Origin of the sequence: Olavius algarvensis spirochete endosymbiont, assembly GCA_900608495.1 — a bacterium.
Classification (GTDB): domain Bacteria; phylum Spirochaetota; class Spirochaetia; order DSM-2461; family DSM-2461; genus UBA2779.
In genome coordinates this window covers 86,343-108,348 of record UWYT01000188.1, presented here as the reverse complement: position 1 = coordinate 108,348, position 22,006 = coordinate 86,343, and the positions used below count along the sequence as shown (strand labels likewise).

The window sequence follows — 22,006 nt, the reverse complement described above, 5'->3', positions numbered from 1 at the left end:
TACCTATGGCGCACGAGACACCCTGCTGGCGCTTCTGGGCGGAAGAAATTTCGCAAAGAGGCGCCAGGGCGGCTTGTCGGGCGGAGGGGCGGCGATGCTCAGGGCAGCTACGCGAGTGGGGTGGGCTATTTCGATAAGGTGTGAATGCAGGCACAATTCTCCACCCAGGTTGGACTTTTTCGCGCCGTATTTTATATCCCCCTTTATGGGACAGGATATGGCCGCCATTTGTGCCCGTATTTGATGATGTCGTCCGCTTAGCATTTCTATTTCCACTAGGAAACAGCGTTTCGAAGCTCCCAGCAAGCGATACCGCAGGCGCGCCTCTTTTGCACCTATACTCCCGGCCTCGACAATTCTGGCCATGTTGGCGTGTCCATCTTTTTTCAGCCAATGAACTAGCTCGTCTTCAGGTTTTCGCGGCGCGCTTTCCGTGATTGCCCAATAAATCTTGCGGCAGTTTCGTTCTCGAAATGATGCGTTAAGCCGGCCAAGAGCTTTAGAAGTTTTCGCCAGTACGATAACACCACTTGTAGATCTATCCAATCGATGGGGTAAGCCGAGGAATACTTCACCTGGTTTGCTGTCCCTCGTCTTGATGTAGGCTTTTACCATATCGAGCAGGCAGGCATCTCCGCTCCTATCGGCCTGAACCAGTTGCCCCGGATTCTTGTTCAACGCGAGGAGATGATTGTCTTCGTATAGGAACTGGCTATCTATCATCTGTTGCGCCAGAGGTCAACAAGAAAAAGGATACCTATGAGGCCTGAGAATATGAACCCGATTATCCCAATGGCGGGAATTCCAAAAATCAACGGAGGAATCAGGGACTGTACAAGAATGGAGGAACCCATAATCATAGCGGCTAGGAGCACTGAAGCTGAAAGTCGAGTTGCCACTTTTCTGAGCGTGGTGATGAGTATTCTTGTGTCTTTAATCTCAATTTCGGTGCGAATTTTCCCCTCTTTGATTAAGCTGAGAATATCATGTGCTTCTGCAGGAAGATTTTGTATCAATCGAAGAGTATCGTTACTGGTTTGTACCATTTTCTCCGCGATTCTCTTTGGGCTGAGTTCCTTGGCTATCATTTTCCTTACGAAAGGAGTGGAAACCTGTTTGAAATTAAAGGATGGTTCTAAGGAACTCGCGATATTTTCAATGGTTAAGAGAGCCTTTGCCAGTAAATAGAAATTCGAGGGAATCTTTATTTCGTAGTGCTTGATTAGACTTATAATAGCGGAAACCATCTCGCTAATCTCAATGCGCCCGAAGGGACGCGTTATGTAGCGCTGGATTAGCAGTTCCATATCTATGGTGAAGCGACGAATAATCTCCGGTTCGCGATAGCCCGACCATCTGGAAACTGCTCTTACTGCACGAGAGGCATCGGAGTTAATTATAGCCGCTAATAAATCGGCAAGGAAAATTCGTTGGCTAGGAAGAATCGTTCCCACTTGCCCAAAGTCCAGGAAGGCAATTTTGTTCCCGGGAATTATTAAAATGTTCCCTCCGTGCGGGTCTGAATGAAAAAACCCGTGTTCAAAAATTTGTCTAAGTACCGTTTCGGCGACAAGTCTTGCAATGCTCGGCTTATGGATGCTTTCCGAATCAATTTCCAGACAGTCGCCAACTGGGATACCATCAATGAAATTCATTGTTAATACTCGTCTGCTGGAATAGTGTGGGAGCGGTTCTGGCACGCTGATCAAGGGGTTGTCCTCGAAATTGCGCCGGAAACATCTGAGATTGTCTGCTTCGTTTCGGAAATCGAGTTCCTGAAGCAGAGCGTATTCCAATTCCCGGATAGCCTCGACGGGTTTGAATTGGGCGATTGATGCGTTTGTGCGTTCGGAAATTCGAGCCATGTCCCGTATGATGGATAGATCGATTTCAATTGTACGGCGTATGCCCGGGCGCTGAATTTTCACGGCCACATCAACGGTCCGTGCTGTACCTGTTGGTAGTTTGAGCTTCAATTGGGCCCGATGAACCTGGGCTATGGAGGCAGAGGCAATCGGCGATGAGCTGAAGTTTTGAAAAACTGCCTTTGGCGGCGCACCGAGTTCCTGTTCCACAACTTCGGCTATTCCTTCGCTGTTAACCGGAGGTACCTTGCCGCGAAGCTTCTCAAATTCCGCAATCCAATCGGATGGAAGAATATCAGGACGATGACTTAGAAGCTGGCCTATTTTGACAAAGGTGGGACCCAGTTCTTCCAGAGCGCGGCGCATCCTTTCCGGCTTTGTCCAGGTTCGTTTTTGCCGTTGAAATCTTTTACTTCGAAGCCCAACCTTGACATCGAACTTCCTCGCCACGTCGTAAAAGCCATATCGCACTAAAACCCCAAGTATCTCCCTGTAGCGGTTCATTCGCCGCAAGGCGCGCTCCACTTGAACTCGAAGCGCCGATTCCTTACGTTTTTCTATCATCTCAAGCTTTTTTCTTATCTCCAAGCTTTGCCAGTCTTTTCTCGAGATTGACTACTCTTTTACTTAAAGCATCGATTTCCTCGGATTTTGCAAGCTTAGCCTTCGAGAGAGCTTTTTCCACGGCTGTGGTTACGATCTCGTCGAATTTCCTGCGTGCAGTTTCGGCATGTTCCTTCATCTCCTTCGCAAAGTTTCGGCCCTCCTCTTCGGTAAAACCCCTTTCCTTTTTGATTTTTTCCAGTGCTTCATCAAGTTTTTCCTTGGTTAAAGCGGCTAATCCAAGGCCTGTATAAGCCGCTTTTTCAAGCACATCCCATATTGACATAATCACCTCCTTAAAGGGCCCCGCCGGAATATGCCGCCGCGGCCCAATCTCGAATCCTGGAATTTCTTGTTACTTCCCGAGCCAAAATGGACTCTACCTCCGTGAATTCGGCAAACATACTTACTCTCTTCTTAGCTCTGGTTATTGCCGTATACAGGGTTTCGCGCGTAAGAAAGTGTTCTGTTCCCTGAGGCAGTATTACAACCACCTCATCGAATTCCGAACCCTGGCTTTTATGAATAGTTTGAACCCAAGCCGGCTCCCATCCGGGTAGGGCGGCCAGCGGGAATTCCCTCCCCTCAAATCCTATACTGGCCCAGCATTTGCTTCCTCGAAAAACTATTCTTCCCCTGTCTCCGTTCCACAGATTTCTAGACGCATCATTACGGATAATCATCACGGGCATTCCCTCAAACGGAGTTGTTTTCCCCCCAATAATTTTGGAAATCTTATCGTTAAGAACGGAAACGCTCCAGTATCCACGACGCAATGGGATTAAAACACTTAGTTCAGAGAAATCGGGATGTTTTTTGTATTTGCTCGCAATTATTTGTGCCATCTCCGAGGGATTCACCATTTCATGCCATGTAAGGGACTCATCGACCTCGAACGCAGTCCTTAGAGCCTTCGCATCACCCGCCCTTACAGCCGCGGATGCATCCAATATTCCTGTATCGGATCGATACACTTTTTCAAGAGAAAGCACGGCTTCCCATAGAGGACCACGCCGATTGGCATTTTCTGCCTCCTTCGCCCCCGATAGCAAGTCTGAAAGCAGTGCCCCCGATTCCACGGAGGGAAGTTGATTCGGATCGCCTGCCAGGATTAGTGCCGCATTCATGGGAAGAGCGTCAAGCAATTGGTTCATAAGTGCAACGTCTACCATCGAAACCTCATCTACTATCACCAAATCTGCCACAAGTGGATTGTTCGCATTGCGTCGTGGTTCCCGATTCGGTGTCATTTCAAGTAAGCTTTGTATGGTCCGGCCAAATAAATTCTTATCGGCCCTGATTTTTCCCTTCAGACTTTCGGTAATTCTAGCCGCTGCACGTCCAGTGGGCGCCGCCATTATCACTTTGAGTTCGCTTCGCGACAAGAGGTCCAGCAAATTGACAATAGCGGTGGTTTTGCCCGTCCCGGGGCCGCCGCTCAGCAGGATTAAACGCAGACCATTTGTAATTTTGTCGAGCAGTATCGCAGCGACATCCATTTTCGAATCCGCCGCCATTACGGCGCCCTGCGAGCCTTGTGCATACAAGTTTTCTGCAACCGACATTCGCTTTGAGCGAGCTTCGAGCTTTTCCAAGAGTGAATCCTCCCCCTTCCTCCTTCGTAAAAAATATAAATACCTCCCATCACTGCTTAAAACCAAGGGGGGACGCGGCTTTTCAAGCAAACTGACGGGGCTGTCGGGCTCTGCGAGCCTGACGATAAGCCTGTTCTTCTCCCCCAGTGAAATCAGGTGCTCAAGATTGCTTGTCACCTGCTCGGGGAGTCTATCCGAGATTCCTTCTAAATCTTCAAGCGATGAGAGCCACTCCGTCATTTCCTGCCTAAGCCTGTTAAGATCGGTTCTCAGATGCCCCCGTTGCGCCTGTTCAGCCAGATGTAACAACAACCAGTGCCCCAACTCCTCGCTTCCCGGACTAAAACCCCAAATCAAGGAATCCGCCAGGTATCCTGAGTACAGTCCAATCTGTCCCCGGTGCTTCACTTCAGTACATCACCCACACCCATCTTCGAAGCAAGAGTAAGTATACGCTCCCGTGAGGGTTTTCCAAAATAAATTCCTCTTGATTCTCCCTCTCCTGTCCCTCGAACAAACACATAAGCCGCTCCCCCTATTTCCTCCATCCAGTCCACTGCCCGTCCCAATTCAGCGGAAAGCGATCCACACAAGGCCAGTAAATAAAGCTCATATTGAAAATTATAATGGTTTTCATTCATGATTAATTCTAGAATCGCATCATCATATACACCTTTCCAGTGCTTCTCCGGAGGCAGATTAGTTTTCCAATCCACCACCCACCAGCGCCCTTTCACACAAGCTAAAAGATCGATATAGCCCTTCAAGAAACCGTGGGAGACGTGCACATCGATATTTTTCAGATTGAGCCAATTATCCTTCCGAACTCTCATAACAAACTCAATCTCGGTTTTTCTCGCACGCATTCCAACATCGCACAAGCTACCCAGCTCCGGAATCTTGGCACGCAAACTTCGCCAAACCATCTTCTTCAAACTCAAAGCCCTTGTTGAATACCAGGTCAAATCATAAAAGCGCAGCGTGGTGTTCAGGAAAAACGCGTCAATCTCGCTATCAACGCACCACTGATCTTCCAGGAGTTCCCGCGCTCGTTCAAAGTCGCAGAATTCAAACAATTCATGCATCAAATTACCGAAAACAGTCCCAGCATCCGATGCCAACATTACACTGCCCACATTCAATGATACGCCAAAAACGGATTTTTTTCCTGATGTAAGCGAACTAAACGAACTCTGAACTAAATTACGATCATCAGAAGGAGCGGCTGGCAAACTGATTCCGACAGGCTCCGGAGTTACCGGGGGCTCCAGCGGTGGCAGTTCCAAATACTCCGCGATAGAGAAGGAAAACAGTTCTGGTGCCTCTTGGCACAAGCGAGTTAAGCGCTTACTCAACTTCGCACGGAAAACTTCGGCATCTTTTTTAGCTAAAAGCTGATAGGGAGGAATTTTGCTAATCCCACTCTCGCCGTTCATTCCCAACGCCTGGGCAAGTAGAGACTCTCCCTGAGTAAATGCCCCTTCCAACACAATGGGATTCCATAACTTCTCAACGGCTCTTGTGAATGCAACATACCATAGTCGTTTGTCTTCCTCCCATTCGAACAGAAGATGCCGCATCCGGTTTGGATTCAATTGCAAACGGTCAATCACTAATTCGTCTTCCTCCATGAAGCGATACTCTCCCCAGGGCCATTGCCTGCTCTTCCTGCTCTTAATGTCATAGCCCCCGTGGATGAACACCAGCGGGAACTCAAGTCCCTTCGCCTTATGCATCGTAAGTACCCGAACAGCAGGCTCCTCAGATTCCAACCGAACCGCATTCTCCGAATCAACCGAAAGCGTCGCGCTTTCTTGTATCCATTCCCTAATCAGGGATATATCCCACATGCCATCTGACTGTCTGCTCTGAATAAGTTCGCAAATATGCCGCCAATCCTGCCATATACGTTCCCCATCTGGCTCGGCGAGAATTCGCTCCGGCCAGGACCGCGTCAAATAAGTTCCCAGTTCCTTATCCCCAGCCGCACATATCCAATTACCCAATACCGTCGAAAAACCAAAGAATTCCTCCATTGCCTTGGTAGCGCTTCCCGAATTAAACAAAGTCCGGCATTCATTTCCCTTCTCGACAAATTCATCCAATCTGCCTTCTCTCTCGAATTGATCCAGATACACAGGGGGAAGGGAAAAGAAATCTCCAAGCAGCAAGGAACGCCAATGGGGTGCATCCCGAGGATTGTCGAAGGCGCTCAGCACTCCATCAAGCAATCCCACAATCTCCTGAGTGAAAACAGAGCAGCTTCTAAGCCTCCGTGCCCGGATGCCAAGGCCTTTTAGTCGCAGAAAAATCTCCTCTTCCTCTGATTCTTTCCGAACCAGAACTGCTATGTCAGAGGCTAGCACTCTTTCTTTGTTCCCATCCGCCTTGCGCCAAAACGCTCCTGAATTGACATCCAACAGTCTTCGAATATGGTTGGCTATCAGCGCGGCGGAATCTTGTCTGGATTTCACGCCCAGCATGGTTATCGCCGACTTGGCATCCGCCCACTCCAGAACTCTCTCCCCTTTGTATCCCGATTCCACTGGTTCAAAACCAACCTCGGTAGATTCAAATAGAGGCGCAAATAATCTGTTTACAGCCCTAACCAGGTTTTCTTTTGAACGATAGTTCGTACCCAATCGAAATATCCTGTCCCGCGGAATCACATTTCTTGCCTCCAGGTAGGTCTGCAGGCCCGTCCCGCGAAAACCGTAAACCGACTGTTTAGGGTCGCCAATCAATCCCAGAACATGCCCCGTGTCCTTTTCGCCAAAAACCCGCTTGAAAAGAGTCCACTGCCTTGGGTCGGTGTCTTGAAACTCGTCAATCAATGCCGCGGAAAACCTATTCCTCAGTATGGACAGAAGGGGAGAATTCAACTCCAGTATACTCTCAACAACCCTGCGAATCAAATCGGCATAGCCCCATTGTCCAGAACCGAGTTTCACACGCTCAATTTTCTTCCGGATTTCGCGCACAGCAAAGTCAATAAAAGCAAAATGCATATAGCGATCAACCAGCGAGATTGGAAATTCACCTTTCTCGAGAGGACGCTTTACGTAAGGTTCCATTTGCGTGAAGAAATTGATCAGCGCATCCGCTAACGATCTGCCAAGCTTGAAATTCTCGGATTCGGACGCCAAGGCGACACTGAGCAGTTCCCGAAAATGGTCTTCTGAATCCTTGCCGAAAACCACCTCCGAAAGCGCCCCCGGGCTCCTAACCTTTCGGCAGGCTCTCATATGACTCTGAATTTTTCCGATGCTTCCATCCGTTTTTTTCTTTCCTCCCCCCTCATTGAACACGGCTGAAATTTCCGTTCTGCTCCAATCGGGTCCGAAAAGTTCATTGGTCACCTTTTCCAGGGCACTTCCCGGCGTTACGACAGATTCAAAAAAATCTACAAAGTCCGCCAAATCCTTCGCGTCTGGTTCCACCCGGGCCCCAGCCGGAATCTTGTCTGAGGTGATTCTGTACACCAAATCCAGAATCAATCTTTCAATTTTCCGCGAATAACGATATGCGGGTCTAATCAAATTCCAGTTGAAATCTTCCTTACGAAGGCTCGCAATCCATGTTCTAGCCTCTTGCCTCTCGATTTCCCCACCGATAAGTAGCTTCTGCTTAAAGGGTGAAGCGCTTTCAAAAGGCCAATTAGCTAACACCATCTGACAGAAACCATGAATCGTGTAGATGGCCGCCCTATCAAAACTCGAAATTGCTCTACGATAATGGTTTAGCTTCTCTTCCTTTCCATCTCTCGATAAACTCAGTAGATGATTTCTGATACGTTCCTTCATCTCTCGTGCAGTTTTATTGGTAAACGTAACTACTAGAATATTCTCAATTTTCAGTGGGTTCTCATTCCGTCCGACAAGTTGAGCTATTATTCTTTCAAGTGTATGAGTCTTACCCGTGCCAGCCGAGGCCTCAAGGAAGAAAATTCCTTCTTTCGGGCAAGATTCAGGTCGAAAAATCTTTCTCATGAAGCACCTGCTGCCAAAGGAACGTTCACTTCGTGAGGTTGCACTTTGTTCCAAAAGCATTGGCAGTGAAGCATCTCATCTTACCTGTTTCCGCTCGCTTGCCGGAGCAGCAACCCGCCTCTAAGATAGAGTTCCTTCCAGGCGCGCGAAAATACCTTGGATGCAAAATTGGGCGGGCCTAGGAAGCATCTCCGGTAGTAACAGCTCCGAACCGTATTGAAGACATCCCATCTGGAATTTATCAACTCGCCCCAGGCTCTTTCCGCAAGACTCGCGAGATATCCTTCCCTTTCGACACCATTCAACTCATCCTCCGTTATCACATTCAATCTCTTCTCACTCAATTTGGCAATCCTGTCTGCCAATTCCGGATAGAGCGGTATTGGCGCCCGCTGCCCGGCCCAAAATATCTCCAGCAGTATTCCCAGTAATGCTTTCGGATTCACCATGAAAACGGAATCTTGTTCGCTCTCAGACGGGCAGCCTTCGATATGAAAAAAATAACGCCTAAGTTCTTTAAGGCCTCGGCCCAAGCGAAATACTCGCAGTTCCCGTGGTCCATTAGAACCCAGTGTGCTGCCGATTATGAGTGCGGCAATCCAAGTACGCAAATTATGTTTGGAACCGGGTTCCCGCGCACTTGCAAAATCCAGCATTGTCCAAACCGTCCCTTCCGGTTCCCTGGAAGACAGTCTCAATCCCCCAATGAGTCCGACAATTTGCAGTGCATGTTCCCCTCCTGCCCGTGGAGCCGGAAGATAGAGTTCTTCCCCAGGCACAGGCTGGATTCTGCCGCCTGCTTCAGTGGTGTGCATAAGCCGATCAGATCGATGCGGATAATCAGGCTCCGACGAGAAACGGCAGCAGAAGGGCAATTCAAGTTCAAAACCTTCGGATTGCAAATCTTCTAAACTGGAGACAAGTGACTCCGATTCTTTCAACCACTGCTCTGACTGCAACTCTCCTACCAAACTGTTCGAAACCGAACCTTTACGACGAATGTAATTGCGAAAACCGTCTACCAATGCAGAGGCGGAATTCAGAGTTTCAGGGTTTTCCAAAACCGCCTTTCTGCACCAGTTATACCACTCTGAATAATCCGGCTCTAATACATCGCACTCACCGAGGTCACTCGGCATTTCCGGCCAGGCAGCACCCATCCGTCTGCGGTAGAAATATTCTACCGGGTTGCGCAAAAACGCCACGAGCATATTCCAGTCGATACTGTCTGATTCCATTGAGGGGAGTGGGAGGATTGTCGAAGAGGCTGCAGGTCGTCTTCTTTTTTCACGGAGTGATCGTGCCAGGGCAAGATGCTGCGGCAAGGGGGAATCAATCTGCCTCTTTTTTTCAGATGTTCGCGTCTTCCCCTCGTACCCTCTTGCAACACTGGAGAGAACTGTCCGATCACTCTCTCCGAATGAGTGGTAGTAGTGATAAGGGGCTAGTGGATGGCGCCTAATCAAATTTTGAGCGCCTTCACCCAGGTGTTCCATCAGTTCAACTATTGGCGCGGCGGGAGAAAGCCGATCTCCGAGTTCACTGTCTCTCCCAGTATATAGGAGTGAAACATTGTCGCTGGCTGAAAAAAATACTTCCAGGAAGCAAAGTCGATCGTCCGCCTCGCGCGAGAAGTCATCATAGTTTTCCATGTCATTCCTGAAATCGAAACCTGGCAAAATTTGCCTGGGAGGCCAGGCACCCTCGTTCATTCCCAGTATGTAGATGCGACGAAAGGGTATGCAGCGAAGGCTTCGAATCGACGAGCAAATAACCCCGCGACCCGAACTATAGCTGTGGTGTATGTGGCTGGGAAAGCATAACTCATCCAGGAGAACTGAAAATACTGGCCAGGGTATCGTTCGATTGGAGAAATCAGAGAAATCATCCAGTCTTCTGCTGAGTACAACCAGATTCCCGAGCGCTTTCTGTATGCGCAGCTCATCTTCGCTGTCAGGCTGAGCCACGAGCCAATTTTTTGTGATTTCCAACCAGCAATCAGCCCATTCTGTGAGAGGAAGGGCTTTTTTGTGAAGTTGGCGCAGCTGCACATCGAGTGTGCGAATTATATGTATCAGTTGACCTGCGCCCTCCGTGAAGGTATCGCCAAAATATCTGGCCGGAAATAAATCCAAACTGTCGTCCTCGTCATGATAGTAGGAGGCCAGCAGACGTTCAAAGGCGTTCTCCCAAGTTCCTGTTACTACATCGGAGGCGCCCTCCTCTCGTCGATGCTCCGCGGTGCTACCCCAACGGACATTGAGCTCTTGAACAATATTCTTCCACTCATGCGCTAATTCCGATTGACCGGTCGTGGGTGCGAAACAAGGGTTGTCAAATAGAGTTAGCAATGTGCGTTTGCCGAAGTGAGAACCCGGCAGCGAAGCAAGCGTTTTAAAGGCCATTGGATAGGGGGCCAGAGAGAGATTCGGAATGTCCATGAGCTCATATCCAAGATGGTCGACGCCCTTCGAGGATTTATCACCCACGGAGGGAAAGACTGTTTCGATATATGGAGCATAGAAGCTGATATCCGGAGCCAACACTGCTATTTCGGAAGGGGCAAGGCTCTTATCGTCTCGAAGTGCAGCAAGTATGAGATTCTTGAGTACCTCGATTTCCCGGCGTGGTCCGCATACGTCGTGTATGTCAAAACTGTCATCATCAAGAATAGTTCCCCGCACAGGCTCATCATTCCTAAGCGATTCCCGCAGCCGTTCCAGAAGTGTTTTTTTATTTTCATCTCTTCCCTTGAGGGAAATGGATTCAAGCCTTGTTTCTTTCAATCGACTGCAAAGCAAAACCATACGTCGCGCTGGTTTTGAATTATTGAACACGAAGGCTCGAACTGGTTTCTCCGCCCACATAGGCATAATAAGTAGATGATGAATCTCGTGTTCTTTCCCCATATGCTGAATGAACCGCAGCGTCGATTCACTGAGCAAACCTGGAAGAAGAATTACAATTCGAGTCGAATTCTTCCCCGATACTCTTTCCGAAGCTACAATCCCAGACAATTTACTACCAAGAGAGCTATACGGGAGATCGGTATGGAAAATCCTCTTCCAAAGCAGATGCTGCCATGTTGTTTCCGATTCTTTCCATTGCTCCGAAAAATTCAAATCATAGAAAATAAAGGCATCTGCAACTGAGTTGGCAAACTGCCAGAGCCATTCAGACTCTCCGCCATGAGGCGCCTTGGCAAGATAGGCTTGTATGGACTTGAAAGGTACAATTTCCTCCACAAGAAGCTCTTCCAATGCCTTGTAAATAGCAAGTCTCATTTCGCTTCTGGAGAGCAGCGCCATCGGTGCGACATTCGCCTCCTCTGCGGCGCCCGAATTCGCCATAGTGCCGTTCGAAGCATCCGAATACTTCCTGTTCTCTGTCATCCCTCTTCGATGACTAAGAGAACTTCCGTACCAGCTATTGAATTCTTGTATGGCCCGACTAATTTCCAGAATACGAAGTCCCAGCACCGTGCCAAACTTATCAGCCAAGTATCGTTTCAGCCATTCTCCCATTTCGTGATTCTTAACAACGTAGTAGGTAGGCTCAGATAAAGGATTCTCCTGGCAGAACAAATTTGGATATTCATCTACGAATGAATTGATTTTACAGGATTGGTAAACGAAATAACCTGTCATGTATGTATCATAACTCCAAAATGCATCTTTGCATTGTGACAAAGTTCTGTCATAATAATCAGTTGTTCTTTATTAAATTTATGCTTTGCTTTGTACCGGCAGTGAATAGTCGTCCATGTCCTCGGCCTGCTCCTATGAGGGGTTTGTTGACATCTATTGGGTTGAAAGAAGGAAATGGTGCTTCGGCAGCTTGAACTGAACGATTTGCAAGCACTGAAGCTGAGGAGGCCGAGAGTAACTATTAGGCCGCGGGTACTTTGAATCTCTTTCTGAGCAGAGAAACTTATTTCTTCCGGAAGAGACTATGGCGACACTCGCCCATAGGTTGTCTGCACGATAAGGAATCGTTCTGCGAGATGTCGCCCGAGGTTAATTGTTGGTTCGGATCAGTGAAATGACATTGATAGAAGTATCCAATCCCACATTTAATTTGAATTCTTTTTGTTTCTTTCCCTGTGGAATTGGAAAAACTGGGTTAACTTTATTTTTAGGATACGTAAGGGAGGGATGATGCATATTACTATCTTGGGCTCAGGTTACGAAGGAGTAATCATTTCGGTTGGTCTTGCCATATTGGGACACACAGTAACCACTATTGATGTGAATCCAACAAGAGCAAGACGTTTGCAGCGTGGCATGTTAAGCATAAATGATGAGGAACTATCTTCTCATATGAAATCGGTTCTAAGGGAAGGACAGCTGAGATTTACATCTGAACTGGAGAAATGCCTCTTAGAGGCCAAAGTTGTGGTAATCTCCGAAGTACCCAGTTCCGACAGTGACACTATGCCTGATAAGGAAGCGTTACTGCGGGCAGCGGAGTGTTTAACGGGCATCATGGGTTCCTTTTCCATGGTAATTGTGAGCGCCAAGGTACCAAGTGGCTCTTGTCACGTCCTGCAGGATTGGTTAAACGAGACCATGTATTCCGACATGATAAATGTAGTGGCCTTCCCGGCTTTTTTTGGCAAAGACAGAAACCTCAACGATTTCCTACACCCTAAACAAATCATCCTTGGATACGAAGGGGACCAACCCAGGCGAGTAATAGACGAACTCTTTGCAAACTCCCTGGCCAAAGAGACTTCGATTTGTCATGTTTCCTGGGAAACTGCCGAGATGATGCGGACTGGAGTTTCTATGCTTTCTTCCAGCGTGCCCGATTATTCCAAGGTTGTTCACAATTTATCCACAAGCAAAACATCCACAATTTGGGAGACAGAGATGACCCATAGACGGGATTTTCTGTCTACCGATGGGGAAAACATGAGAAAAGCGCTCAGAAAAATCCAAAATGTCAGCTAAAAAGGTTCATTCAATGTATATGCACGGGTTCAATGATTCAATTCATACGAAAAAAGAGGAAAAAGCGGATTTTTGAGTATTTTCGACTTTTCTCAAACTATCCACAAGTTATCCACAAGAGTCCCTGTTTTTACGCCGCATCCACCGGAGAACCCCACTCACGAAGATGATTCGAAATAAAATCTACAATCATTTGTTGTTCATTTTTGCCTCGCCCGCTGGCTCTGATTGGACCCCCAAAAGATATATTCACTCGCCTATCTCTGTGAAGAGCTCCAAATTCCTTTATCAGTTTACCGGCTCCCCAAAAATCCGTTTTAAGAGCAACGGGGACAATTTGTACTTCTGCCTTGAGAGCGAGTTTGACAGCTAGGCTGTTGAAACGTCGTGGTGAGAAAACATCCTGGCGGGTACCTTCCGGAAAGAGTATCACTGAAGTGCCCTCGGAGAGCATTTTTTTGCCCACTCTGATAACTTGTATCAAATCTTCGCCAGGATGACACCTTTTAACGGGAATGGCCCTAAGTCTGCGTAGAATTTTTCCGAAAAACGGCGTTTTCAGTAGACTTTGCTTAACTACAAAGGTCATGGGAATTCTTGAAGCAATCAATCCTGGCAAGACGTTCACTTCCAAAGTGCTCATATGATTGCAGGCAAACACATAAGGCCCGCTCTCGGCCGGATATTTGCTTAATCCTTCAAATGTTAGATGCACTCCTTGCCTTTCCACAATCCGCATTACAAGAAGTGCCTGGCGAACAACCGTGCGCTGAGGGTCTTTCGCAAAAAAGAATTTTATCCCAGAGCAGATAACTAAGATTATATATCGCAGGTAAAACCAAATTGCACTAGTGAACATGCGTCGAGACGAATAGCGACAATGACGAATCGGATCGGTCTCATAGCGATCCTTTAAAATGTTGGGAAGATACATTGCTATTAATGAGGTTCTGTCCCCTCTTACACTCCTTTGTAATACTCCTTTCCCAGTACGCCTCTATGGAAGCCGGAAGATCGTTAAACGACAACCTCAAGTCCTTAAGTGCTCCGAGTGTGCACAGGGAATCTGGAACAACTTTCAAGCGGTTCATGGATAGGTCCAGAACACGAAGATTCTGCATCCTATGCCAATCCTCTGGAATTCTTCCAATAACGTTTCCTTTGAGGCTTAGGACTCGCAGACGCTTCAATCTACATAAAGCACTTGGAAGTTCCTCAATCTTATTGTAAGCGAGGTTCAGTATAGACAAATTTGGCAACCGAAGGAGTCCATCGGGGAAAATTCCAATTTCGTTACCCTCTAAATCTATAACTGTAATGGTTTTATTGACATTGGGAATCGTGGGAAGCTGGTTTATTCCCATGTCACGTACGGTCAGCGCCTGTAAGCGGGGTAGTGAAAACAGCTTCGAGGGAAACCGAAATGCTCCGTTAAGCCGACTTCGAACAAATTTCACTCTGGTAACTCTGTGTTTCAACAAAAAAGTATCCGGAGTTCGACTCAATAACTCATACATCACATATTGTAAGGAGGCCGAGCAGTTTTCATCCGTGAAAAAGCCACCAGGGACTAGATAGCCATTGTCAGCTATTGAACACCCTCGAAAGAGTTTTTCACATAAATCTTCAAAATTGTTCTTGTCGTGCAATGCGGCGATTAACGCATCTATCTCCTGATATACGCCACGGACAAAAATATATTGCAACTTATCAATTAGTTCACTATGCCAGTTGTTCACTCTTTCATCCAAGTTCCCATGGATCTCGCTCTATTCCATCCTCTTCATCATTGTACCGATCTTCCCACGCTCCGCTGTCCAAATCATCGAAGGAATCACCCCAGCCATCCTCGTCCACAAAATCGCCAGTTTGATTACTCTCTTCGTCTTCCATGCTCTCAAGGTCTTCTAGGGATATTTCATCGGTTTTTTCGTCGTTGTCTTCGGCATCGATAGACCTATTCAAATCGAACATGACTTCCTCCTACATAAATAATAATTTCCTGGATGAAAGTCTTCCATAGTCTACATGATTTTTCGAGATTTTTTTACCAGAGCATATCTGAAAAAAAATTCAATGAAATCAAGTGGCTGGATAATCCGATAATCGGCTACCCGGGAGTGAAAACATGAATCGATATAAGCGTATCAGGCAGGGAGTTATTGCAGCGGAACAGGAAATCGTCGTCCTCGGCACCGTGGCAGCAAGGAAAAACAGAGGGAAGCAAAATTTGAAGAATGGTATTATCAGGCAAAACAGACGTAGTTTACCGAATAACGAACGCGCACTCTAACTAAGAATAATCCTATTATCAAGATTATGAGCAGCTCTGCTGAAGTCATCCAGGAATGACTGAAAGTGTTTTGCAGACGGGGCAAGATAAATGAAGGAATCCGCAAATCCCTCATTTCTGGCCCATCTATCCCAATTATTGGTGATTTCACTTGCATCCGCAGAATCAAGCTTTAGCGACTTGAGCAGATCTTGATGAGCCTGCTCTATAATTAGACTTATGGAAGCTGGTTTTGGCGAGCTACCCAGTCGCATCTGAACCGGCCAAACCAGAGTGAGCGTCACTTCATAATCGAAGTACGTCGGCTCCATCTCCCTGAGCGCCTTCTTGTAGATTAATTCCATTCCTATGGAATCTGCAATTAGACGGTCAACTCCCTCAAATGCTCTAAGAAGTGAATCGACTGAAGCAAGCATTCGCTCTTGATTTCTAAACTCGCTGGGAACGCCAAACTTTAACTGATACGAAATTCTATGTGTCATGCTTCGTGGGCTTTAATCCTCCTGAGAGCATTTTACACCTCTGCGATTAGCAGCGTCCTCGGATCCAATTTCAGAGGGAGATCCTTTATGTTGATTCTCTCATGATCCTTCACCAGATACAGATGAAGATAGTCTCTCTCGGCTTTTATTGTGATAATTACCCCTATCAAATCAAGAAAAGGAATCAAATTGGTGGGTATCCCTTCATCGCTTAGTACAGGGCCATCGATATCGGTTCTGTGGTAATCATCCGTAAACCAAAGTTCTACCTCTTTATCGGAGGCAAATTTCTTGAATGCATAGACATCCTGATAATCGGATCGAGTGAAATCATATCCATCGAAAACAATAACTTCTGCATCCATTCGACCATTATTCATCATAGCCGAGAGACCCGAGATAACCTGCGCCACCGAAGTACCATGTTGACTGAAATTCATGATTACGCGATTGTGAATTATCTCATCGTGAATTTCCATTGCGTTTTCCAAATCGCGTTTCTGACTGATTTCTTTAAAAATATCCTCATACCAATCAACAATGTGATCCACTCTCTTTGCATAGGAAACATGGATAACCCGCTGCCCGGCAATCAGCTTATCGGTGGCAATATGAACAAGGCATGCAGTTTTCCCAATACCCTTGCGAGAGGCAATCACGCCAATACTCCCCCGGCTCAATCCACCTCGGATTGATTGATCAAGTTTCCGAAGCGGGCTTTTCTTAATCAGCTCATTTTTTATCACAAATCCCCCTATTTGCCGAGCTTACTGGTTTGAATTTCCAGCAATTCTTCGGCAATCGATCGAGGCACTTTCACAAACTTAGCAAACTCCATTGTGAACTCTGCTTTCCCCTGAGTGGAGGAACGCAGTGTTGTGGAGTAACCGAACATCTCGCTAAGCGGCACCTCCGCTTCCACTATACAATTATGTCCTTCATCCTGCGATGCCAGTATAATACCTCGTCGCTGATTTATGCTGCCAAATATACTGCCCTGAAACTCGGTTGGCCCTTCCACCACGACTTTCATTATCGGTTCAAGCATGACGGCCCCTGCTTCCCTGTAGGCCTTCTTGAAACCCAGAATAGCGGCTGTTTGGAACGCCATATCTGAGGAATCAACAGAGTGTGAGCCCCCATCCACAACTGTCATCTTCACGTTGACAATCGGAAAACCCAGTAGAGGACCTTTTTGCATCGCGGTTTGAAATCCCTTGTCGCACGAGGGAATGTAATCAGTGGGGATACTGCCTCCTCTCACCTTATTTTCGAAAATATAGTTTTCTCCTTCGCAGGGTTCCATGATTCCAAGTAACTTCGCATATTGACCACTGCCGCCTGTTTGTTTTTTGTGCGTATACTCCCATTCCACTCTTCTGGTTATCGTCTCACGATATGCCACCTGAGGCGCACCGGTTTCCATTTCAATTTTGTACTCGCGACGCATGCGTTCCAAGTAAACCTCAAGATGCAACTCTCCCATTCCTTGAACAACGGTATCATTCGTTTCCGCATCCACATAACTGCGAAATGTCGGATCCTCCTTGGCAAAACGATTCAAAGCCTTAATCACCTTGTCCGATGCCGATTTGTTCTTCGCCTTCACCGATAGAGAAACAACTGGATTGGGAACATACATGGATGTCATCGAGAAGTTCAACTTGGAACCGCAAAAGGTATCTCCCGAAGCGCATTCAATTCCGAAGAGTGCAACTATGTCCCCGGGTCCCGCCTCGTTAATATCCTCCGTTGAATCGGCATGCATTCGAACAAGGCGGCCAACCTTAAACTTCCGTTGACTGCGAACATTATACAAATCAGCGCCCTTCCTGATGACCCCCTGATAGATTCGTATATATGTCAGCTGCCCATACTGCCCATCTTCCAGTTTGAACGCCAGTGCAACAGCTGGCTTCGTAAAATCTGATGTAAAAACTACTTTTTCTTCATTCTTGCTTAAGTCAAGGGCTTCATTAGTGACATCTGTCGGAGAGGGGAGGTAGCGAATAACCGCATCCAATAAAGGCTGCACACCCTTATTTCTATATGCGCTCCCTATGTAAACAGGAACCAAATTATTTGCCAGGGTGCCGACACGAGCGGCCCTGTGAATGAGATCTTCCGGAATCTCATCGCCATCCATCACCCTTTCTAATAATTGGTCGTCAAACATGGTGAGAGCTTCAAGCATGATTTCACGTTTCTCCGTCGCTTCAGCCTGAAGCTCAGCTGGCACTTCCGCAATGCGAGTTTCGTGGACTACATCGGTATCAAAGTAGATTGCTTTCATGCTAACCAAATCCACTACGCCTTCATGTTTTTCTTCCAGTCCGATTGGAATCTGCATCATCACTGCATTTAGTCCCAGCTTGTCTACAAGCTGCTGGCAAACCTTATAAGGGTTTGCGCCAGTTCGATCGGTTTTGTTAACAAAGACCACCCTGGGTACGTTGTAACGCTTCAGTTGCCGATCGACGGTAATCGACTGGCTTTGAACACCGCCTACTGAACAGAGAACCAGGATGGCTCCATCCAGAACATGCAGCGCTCTTTCAACTTCTATTGTAAAATCGACATGGCCAGGAGTATCGATGATATTTATCTGGTGATACTTCCAGTTAACACTGGTTGCAGCAGAGACAATCGTAATACCACGTTCCTTCTCAAGTTCCATGAAATCCATGGTGGCTCCGACGCCATCTTTGCCACGCACCTCATGAATGGAGTGTATTTTCTGGCAGAAAAATAGAATTCGCTCTGTAAGTGTTGTCTTTCCTGAGTCAATATGAGCGCTTATTCCAATATTACGCAGTTTTTCAGTATCAAAACTCATGCGTTCCTACCTCGTATCGAAAACCCCATCTGGCGGGATTTCTCTAAACTAAATATTTACTTATTGGGGGATTGTACCAAGAAGTCGGCGTAGTATAGCTATCGTCACATCTTTGGTCTACACTTTTTTGCTCTTGAAAAGAATCGTCACTTCAAGCTAGTCTTCCGCGAAAATCTTATCGCTTTGGATACATAAATGAAATTAGTTTGTCTAGACCTTGAAGGAGTTTTAGTTCCGGAAATATGGATTGCGATAGCTGAAGAAACTGGACTCAAGGAACTCAGCCTTACAACCCGGGATAGAAATGACTACAACGAACTTATGAAATACCGTCTGTCGATTCTGGACAAAGAAGGGTTGATTCTAGAGGATATCCAAACGATAATCAGCAAACTTGAGCCCCTGGACGGAGCCTGCGACTTTGTTCAACAGGTTCGAATGGAGACGCAGTTGGTGGTGCTTTCAGATACCTTCGATCAGTTTGCCACCCCACTGATGAACAAGCTCAATTTTCCAACTTTGTTCTGCAACACACTGTTGGTGGAAAAGGGCGGTCGAATTTCTTCCTACAGACTCCGCCAAAACGATGGTAAGCGAGAAGCAGTGAAGGCCTTTCGTACAATGGGCTTGGAGGTTTTTGCCGCGGGCGATTCGTACAATGATATTTCCATGTTGAAAGCAGCCCATAAAAGTGTGCTTTTTCGCGCACCAGATTTGATTAAGAAAAAATATCCTGACTTCGATTGCGCCGAAAACCATTCTCAACTGTTGGCAGGTGTCCGCAATTTCCTGAAACATGTTCATCTACCTGTATGACACTGCAGCTTCATCAAAGTAAGCAAATCCGCGCATCTTGAATGTGACACTGTTAAAATCCAGTTTAGTTCTCCTGCAAAACAGTTTCGAATTCTTCGCCTTCGAGATATGCCGTTATAATGATGCTTGCTATGCACGGGTGATTCTCAAACTCGGCGCTTCTCATAGATAAAGGTTTTGTCGCTTACAATTATTGCCGAAAATTTTGAGTTCTGCTGATTTTTTCGATTTCTGTTTTCAGACGAGGGATTTCACGCTCAAGATTTTTGAGGCCAGTAAGCGCCACTGTCTCCAAGGCATTGTTCGCGGCAATTTCAAGATTCTTCGCGATACTTGCGCAGCGCAGCATTGCCATGTTACTGCAGCTACCCTTCATGGAATGAGCGATGTTGCCAAGTGATTTCCAATCCCTGGAAGAAACGGCATTTTTGATCAGTTCCAAATCCTCCTCCATCTTCTCTATTTGAATTTCCATAAGATTCCTAACGGTATCTTCATTTCCGAGGAAAATACTTACTGCTGCCTTATAATCGAAGATTGGCCGATCCACATATTCATCTGTGTTGATATTCACACCTTTCTCAGAGCCTTCCATCAGTTCCTTGCCGACACCGAGATATCGTTCAATCATCATATAAATATCGGATTGCTTGAACGGTTTAGTTATCAAATCGTTCATACCGCAGGCCAGGCATTTCTTTCGCTCTTCGGCTAAGGCACTGGCAGTAACCGCGATAATTGGCGTATGAATCCCCGCCTCTCGAACTTTCCGCGTGGACTCATAGCCATTCATAACTGGCATTTGGCAATCCATGAAAATCAAGTCCGGTCTCTTAGTTAGAATTATACTTAGAGCCAACTCACCGTTTGCTGTTTCCCATACCTCATGACCATCCTTTTTCAATATAGTTTGAAGTAATTTTCGGTTGATTATGTGATCTTCGGCTATCAATATCCGATAACCTTTGCCACGGGTTCGAGATTCATCAACGAAATCCACATCCCTCACCTCCTCCGCTATTTCCAACTCGGAATTGACACTAAGGAGACGAAGCAATGTGGAAAAAAGGTCTTTCTGCCGCATTGGCTTGGTGAGATAAGAATTATACCAACCAAGAAGTTTCATCTTCGTTTCGGACGAGTGCTGCTCGCCCTTCATGGACATTAGTATCATTCGAGGTGGAACTATTGTTGGATTGGAATGTACCTTGCTGGCGAATTGCCAACCATCCATGCTGGGCATTGTCTGATCAACGAAAACCAGCTCGAAGCTTTCGGATTTCGCGGAACTCAGCATGCGTAGAGCTGCTTCTGCACCATCGGCCTGGTGCATTACAAAACCCCAGGATTCAAGAGTTCTTGCTATTCTATCGCGTATCGCCTCGTTATCGTCCACCACCAGAATTCTTTTGCCTAGGAAAAAATCCCTATGTATATTGGTTGTCGGTACATCAATTTCAGCATTTTCGAGTTCAATTTCGAAAAAGAACGATGAGCCCTTGGCAACTTCACTGATAAATGAGAGGGCTCCCCCCATCTGGGAAACAATGCTTTTCGAAATAAACAGGCCTAAGCCGCTTCCCTTATATTGACGCGCAGCTGAATTATTGGCTTGTTGGAAGGCCTCGAAGAGTTTCGCACGCTTTTCCTCGGGTATGCCTATTCCGGAGTCGCTTACCGTAAATTTGAGCCTCACGCCGACTCTGCTAACCGAAATCATTTCCACGTCCAATACAACCTGACCTTGATAGGTAAATTTAACAGCATTATTCATCAGATTTACGATAACCTGTCTCAGCTTCCCGGGATCTCCATACAAAATCGATGGAATCCGTGGATCCATATAGAACCCAACATCAATCTTCTTTCTGTGCGCCTCCAGAGTGCTTAAATCAATGGCATCTTCGAGCATTCTTATCAGATTGAACTTTGTTTTCTCTAAACGCAGGTGGCCTGCTTCGATTTTTGAGAAATCCAACAGATCGTTGATCAAAGTAATTAGTACCCCGGCGGCGAAACGTATTTGGTCCAGGTAATCGGACTGCTCTTGATCCAACGCCGTATCAGCAAGCAATTCTGACATCCCGGTTATAGTGTGAATAGGGGTTCGAATCTCATGGCTGGTATTCGCTAAGAAGTTGCTCTTTGATTGGGCAGCCTTCTCAGCATTATCACGAGCCAGAGTAAGCTTCATTTCAAGCTTTTTCTGACTTGTAATATCAAGAAGCAGAAGTAAATAGCCGTCGATTTCCAGAGGCAACAGAGTTAAACGAATCCATCGATCATTCTTTCTCTTCCCATACAGTTTGAGTACTAAACGGGTGACTTTCGATCGCTCGCCAAGAAATTTTGCTAGCACCCGTCTCCATTTTTTGATATAATTGAGGTGAACTAGGGAATTGAAGCGTTCCAGAGGTCCTTCGCCAAAACCAGTTAATTCTCTAAAAGCTTGATTGGAATCCTCTATTTCCCCAGTCGAACCGATGTAAGCAATACCTTCGGGATATTTTTCTACCGTCTTCGCAAATGGAAGTTTGTCGAATTCGCGAGTCATGTCAGCATTATCGGGCAATGA

The 22,006-nt window shown here is 46.6% G+C and carries 16 protein-coding genes; 3 read left to right on the top strand and 13 right to left on the bottom strand.

The window, feature by feature from the left end:
* Window positions 1–3 precede the first annotated feature (3 nt).
* The 6 genes from S1OALGB6SA_RS05460 to S1OALGB6SA_RS05435 form a co-directional block, all read right to left on the bottom strand.
* On the bottom strand, window positions 4–723 hold the full coding sequence (locus S1OALGB6SA_RS05460; RefSeq protein ID WP_037564304.1) for an RluA family pseudouridine synthase: 720 nt from the start codon (window positions 721–723) through the stop codon (window positions 4–6).
* The gene (locus S1OALGB6SA_RS05455) at window positions 720–2,429 is read right to left on the bottom strand and encodes an ABC1 kinase family protein (protein ID WP_124032804.1); all 1,710 of its coding nucleotides are present in this window, start codon (window positions 2,427–2,429) and stop codon (window positions 720–722) included. Before S1OALGB6SA_RS05455 ends, S1OALGB6SA_RS05460 begins: the two co-directional genes overlap by 4 nt.
* 1 nt (window position 2,430) lies before the next feature.
* Window positions 2,431–2,754: a phasin family protein gene (locus S1OALGB6SA_RS05450; RefSeq protein WP_124032803.1), complete on the bottom strand. Its 324-nt coding sequence runs from the start codon at window positions 2,752–2,754 to the stop codon at window positions 2,431–2,433.
* A 10-nt stretch (window positions 2,755–2,764) separates the two neighbouring features.
* Complete coding sequence (gene recD / locus S1OALGB6SA_RS05445) at window positions 2,765–4,471, bottom strand: exodeoxyribonuclease V subunit alpha (protein ID WP_124032802.1); 1,707 nt, start codon at window positions 4,469–4,471, stop codon at window positions 2,765–2,767.
* Complete coding sequence (locus tag S1OALGB6SA_RS05440; RefSeq protein ID WP_195910322.1) at window positions 4,468–8,052, bottom strand: UvrD-helicase domain-containing protein; 3,585 nt, start codon at window positions 8,050–8,052, stop codon at window positions 4,468–4,470. The genes recD and S1OALGB6SA_RS05440 overlap by 4 nt, the downstream gene beginning before the upstream one ends.
* Window positions 8,053–8,132: 80 nt before the next feature.
* Window positions 8,133–11,699 (bottom strand): exodeoxyribonuclease V subunit gamma, encoded by a 3,567-nt coding sequence (locus S1OALGB6SA_RS05435; protein WP_124032800.1) that lies wholly within the window; start codon window positions 11,697–11,699, stop codon window positions 8,133–8,135.
* A gap of 507 nt (window positions 11,700–12,206) precedes the next feature.
* On the opposite strand from S1OALGB6SA_RS05435, the gene S1OALGB6SA_RS05430 reads away from it, so the two are divergent.
* Window positions 12,207–13,004, top strand: a complete 798-nt coding sequence (locus S1OALGB6SA_RS05430) for a hypothetical protein (RefSeq protein ID WP_124032799.1) — start codon at window positions 12,207–12,209, stop codon at window positions 13,002–13,004.
* 130 nt (window positions 13,005–13,134) lie between these two features.
* Here S1OALGB6SA_RS05430 and S1OALGB6SA_RS05425 read toward each other — a convergent pair whose 3' ends face one another.
* The 3 genes from S1OALGB6SA_RS05425 to S1OALGB6SA_RS05415 form a co-directional block, all read right to left on the bottom strand.
* Window positions 13,135–13,743: a lysophospholipid acyltransferase family protein gene (locus tag S1OALGB6SA_RS05425; RefSeq protein WP_230204433.1), complete on the bottom strand. Its 609-nt coding sequence runs from the start codon at window positions 13,741–13,743 to the stop codon at window positions 13,135–13,137.
* 160 nt (window positions 13,744–13,903) lie between these two features.
* Entirely contained in the window at window positions 13,904–14,743 is an 840-nt protein-coding gene (locus S1OALGB6SA_RS05420) for a leucine-rich repeat domain-containing protein (protein WP_124032797.1), read from the bottom strand.
* Between the two features lie 4 nt (window positions 14,744–14,747).
* Window positions 14,748–14,978: a hypothetical protein gene (locus tag S1OALGB6SA_RS05415; protein WP_124032796.1), complete on the bottom strand. Its 231-nt coding sequence runs from the start codon at window positions 14,976–14,978 to the stop codon at window positions 14,748–14,750.
* Window positions 14,979–15,132: 154 nt separating this feature from the next.
* Here S1OALGB6SA_RS05415 and S1OALGB6SA_RS10200 point away from each other — a divergent pair, with 154 nt between their 5' ends.
* Window positions 15,133–15,297, top strand: coding sequence for a hypothetical protein (locus S1OALGB6SA_RS10200; RefSeq protein WP_195910320.1), 165 nt, complete (start codon window positions 15,133–15,135; stop codon window positions 15,295–15,297).
* Here S1OALGB6SA_RS10200 and S1OALGB6SA_RS05410 read toward each other — a convergent pair.
* From S1OALGB6SA_RS05410 to fusA, 3 genes are read right to left on the bottom strand one after another with little or no spacing between them, the layout of a single operon-like run.
* Window positions 15,294–15,779: a hypothetical protein gene (locus tag S1OALGB6SA_RS05410; RefSeq protein ID WP_124032795.1), complete on the bottom strand. Its 486-nt coding sequence runs from the start codon at window positions 15,777–15,779 to the stop codon at window positions 15,294–15,296. The genes S1OALGB6SA_RS10200 and S1OALGB6SA_RS05410 overlap by 4 nt on opposite strands.
* A 32-nt stretch (window positions 15,780–15,811) precedes the next feature.
* Window positions 15,812–16,525, bottom strand: a complete 714-nt coding sequence (locus S1OALGB6SA_RS05405) for a P-loop NTPase family protein (RefSeq protein ID WP_124032794.1) — start codon at window positions 16,523–16,525, stop codon at window positions 15,812–15,814.
* A gap of 8 nt (window positions 16,526–16,533) precedes the next feature.
* Entirely contained in the window at window positions 16,534–18,615 is a 2,082-nt protein-coding gene (fusA, locus tag S1OALGB6SA_RS05400; RefSeq protein ID WP_124032793.1) for an elongation factor G, read from the bottom strand.
* 195 nt (window positions 18,616–18,810) lie between these two features.
* On the opposite strand from fusA, the gene thrH reads away from it, so the two are divergent.
* A complete protein-coding gene (gene thrH, locus S1OALGB6SA_RS05395) occupies window positions 18,811–19,431 on the top strand; it encodes a bifunctional phosphoserine phosphatase/homoserine phosphotransferase ThrH (protein ID WP_124032792.1) in 621 nt (206 codons plus the stop codon).
* A 190-nt stretch (window positions 19,432–19,621) separates the two neighbouring features.
* Here the strand turns inward: thrH and S1OALGB6SA_RS05390 are convergent, their stop codons facing one another.
* Window positions 19,622–21,985, bottom strand: coding sequence for a response regulator (locus S1OALGB6SA_RS05390; RefSeq protein ID WP_148084032.1), 2,364 nt, complete (start codon window positions 21,983–21,985; stop codon window positions 19,622–19,624).
* Window positions 21,986–22,006: the final 21 nt, after the last annotated feature.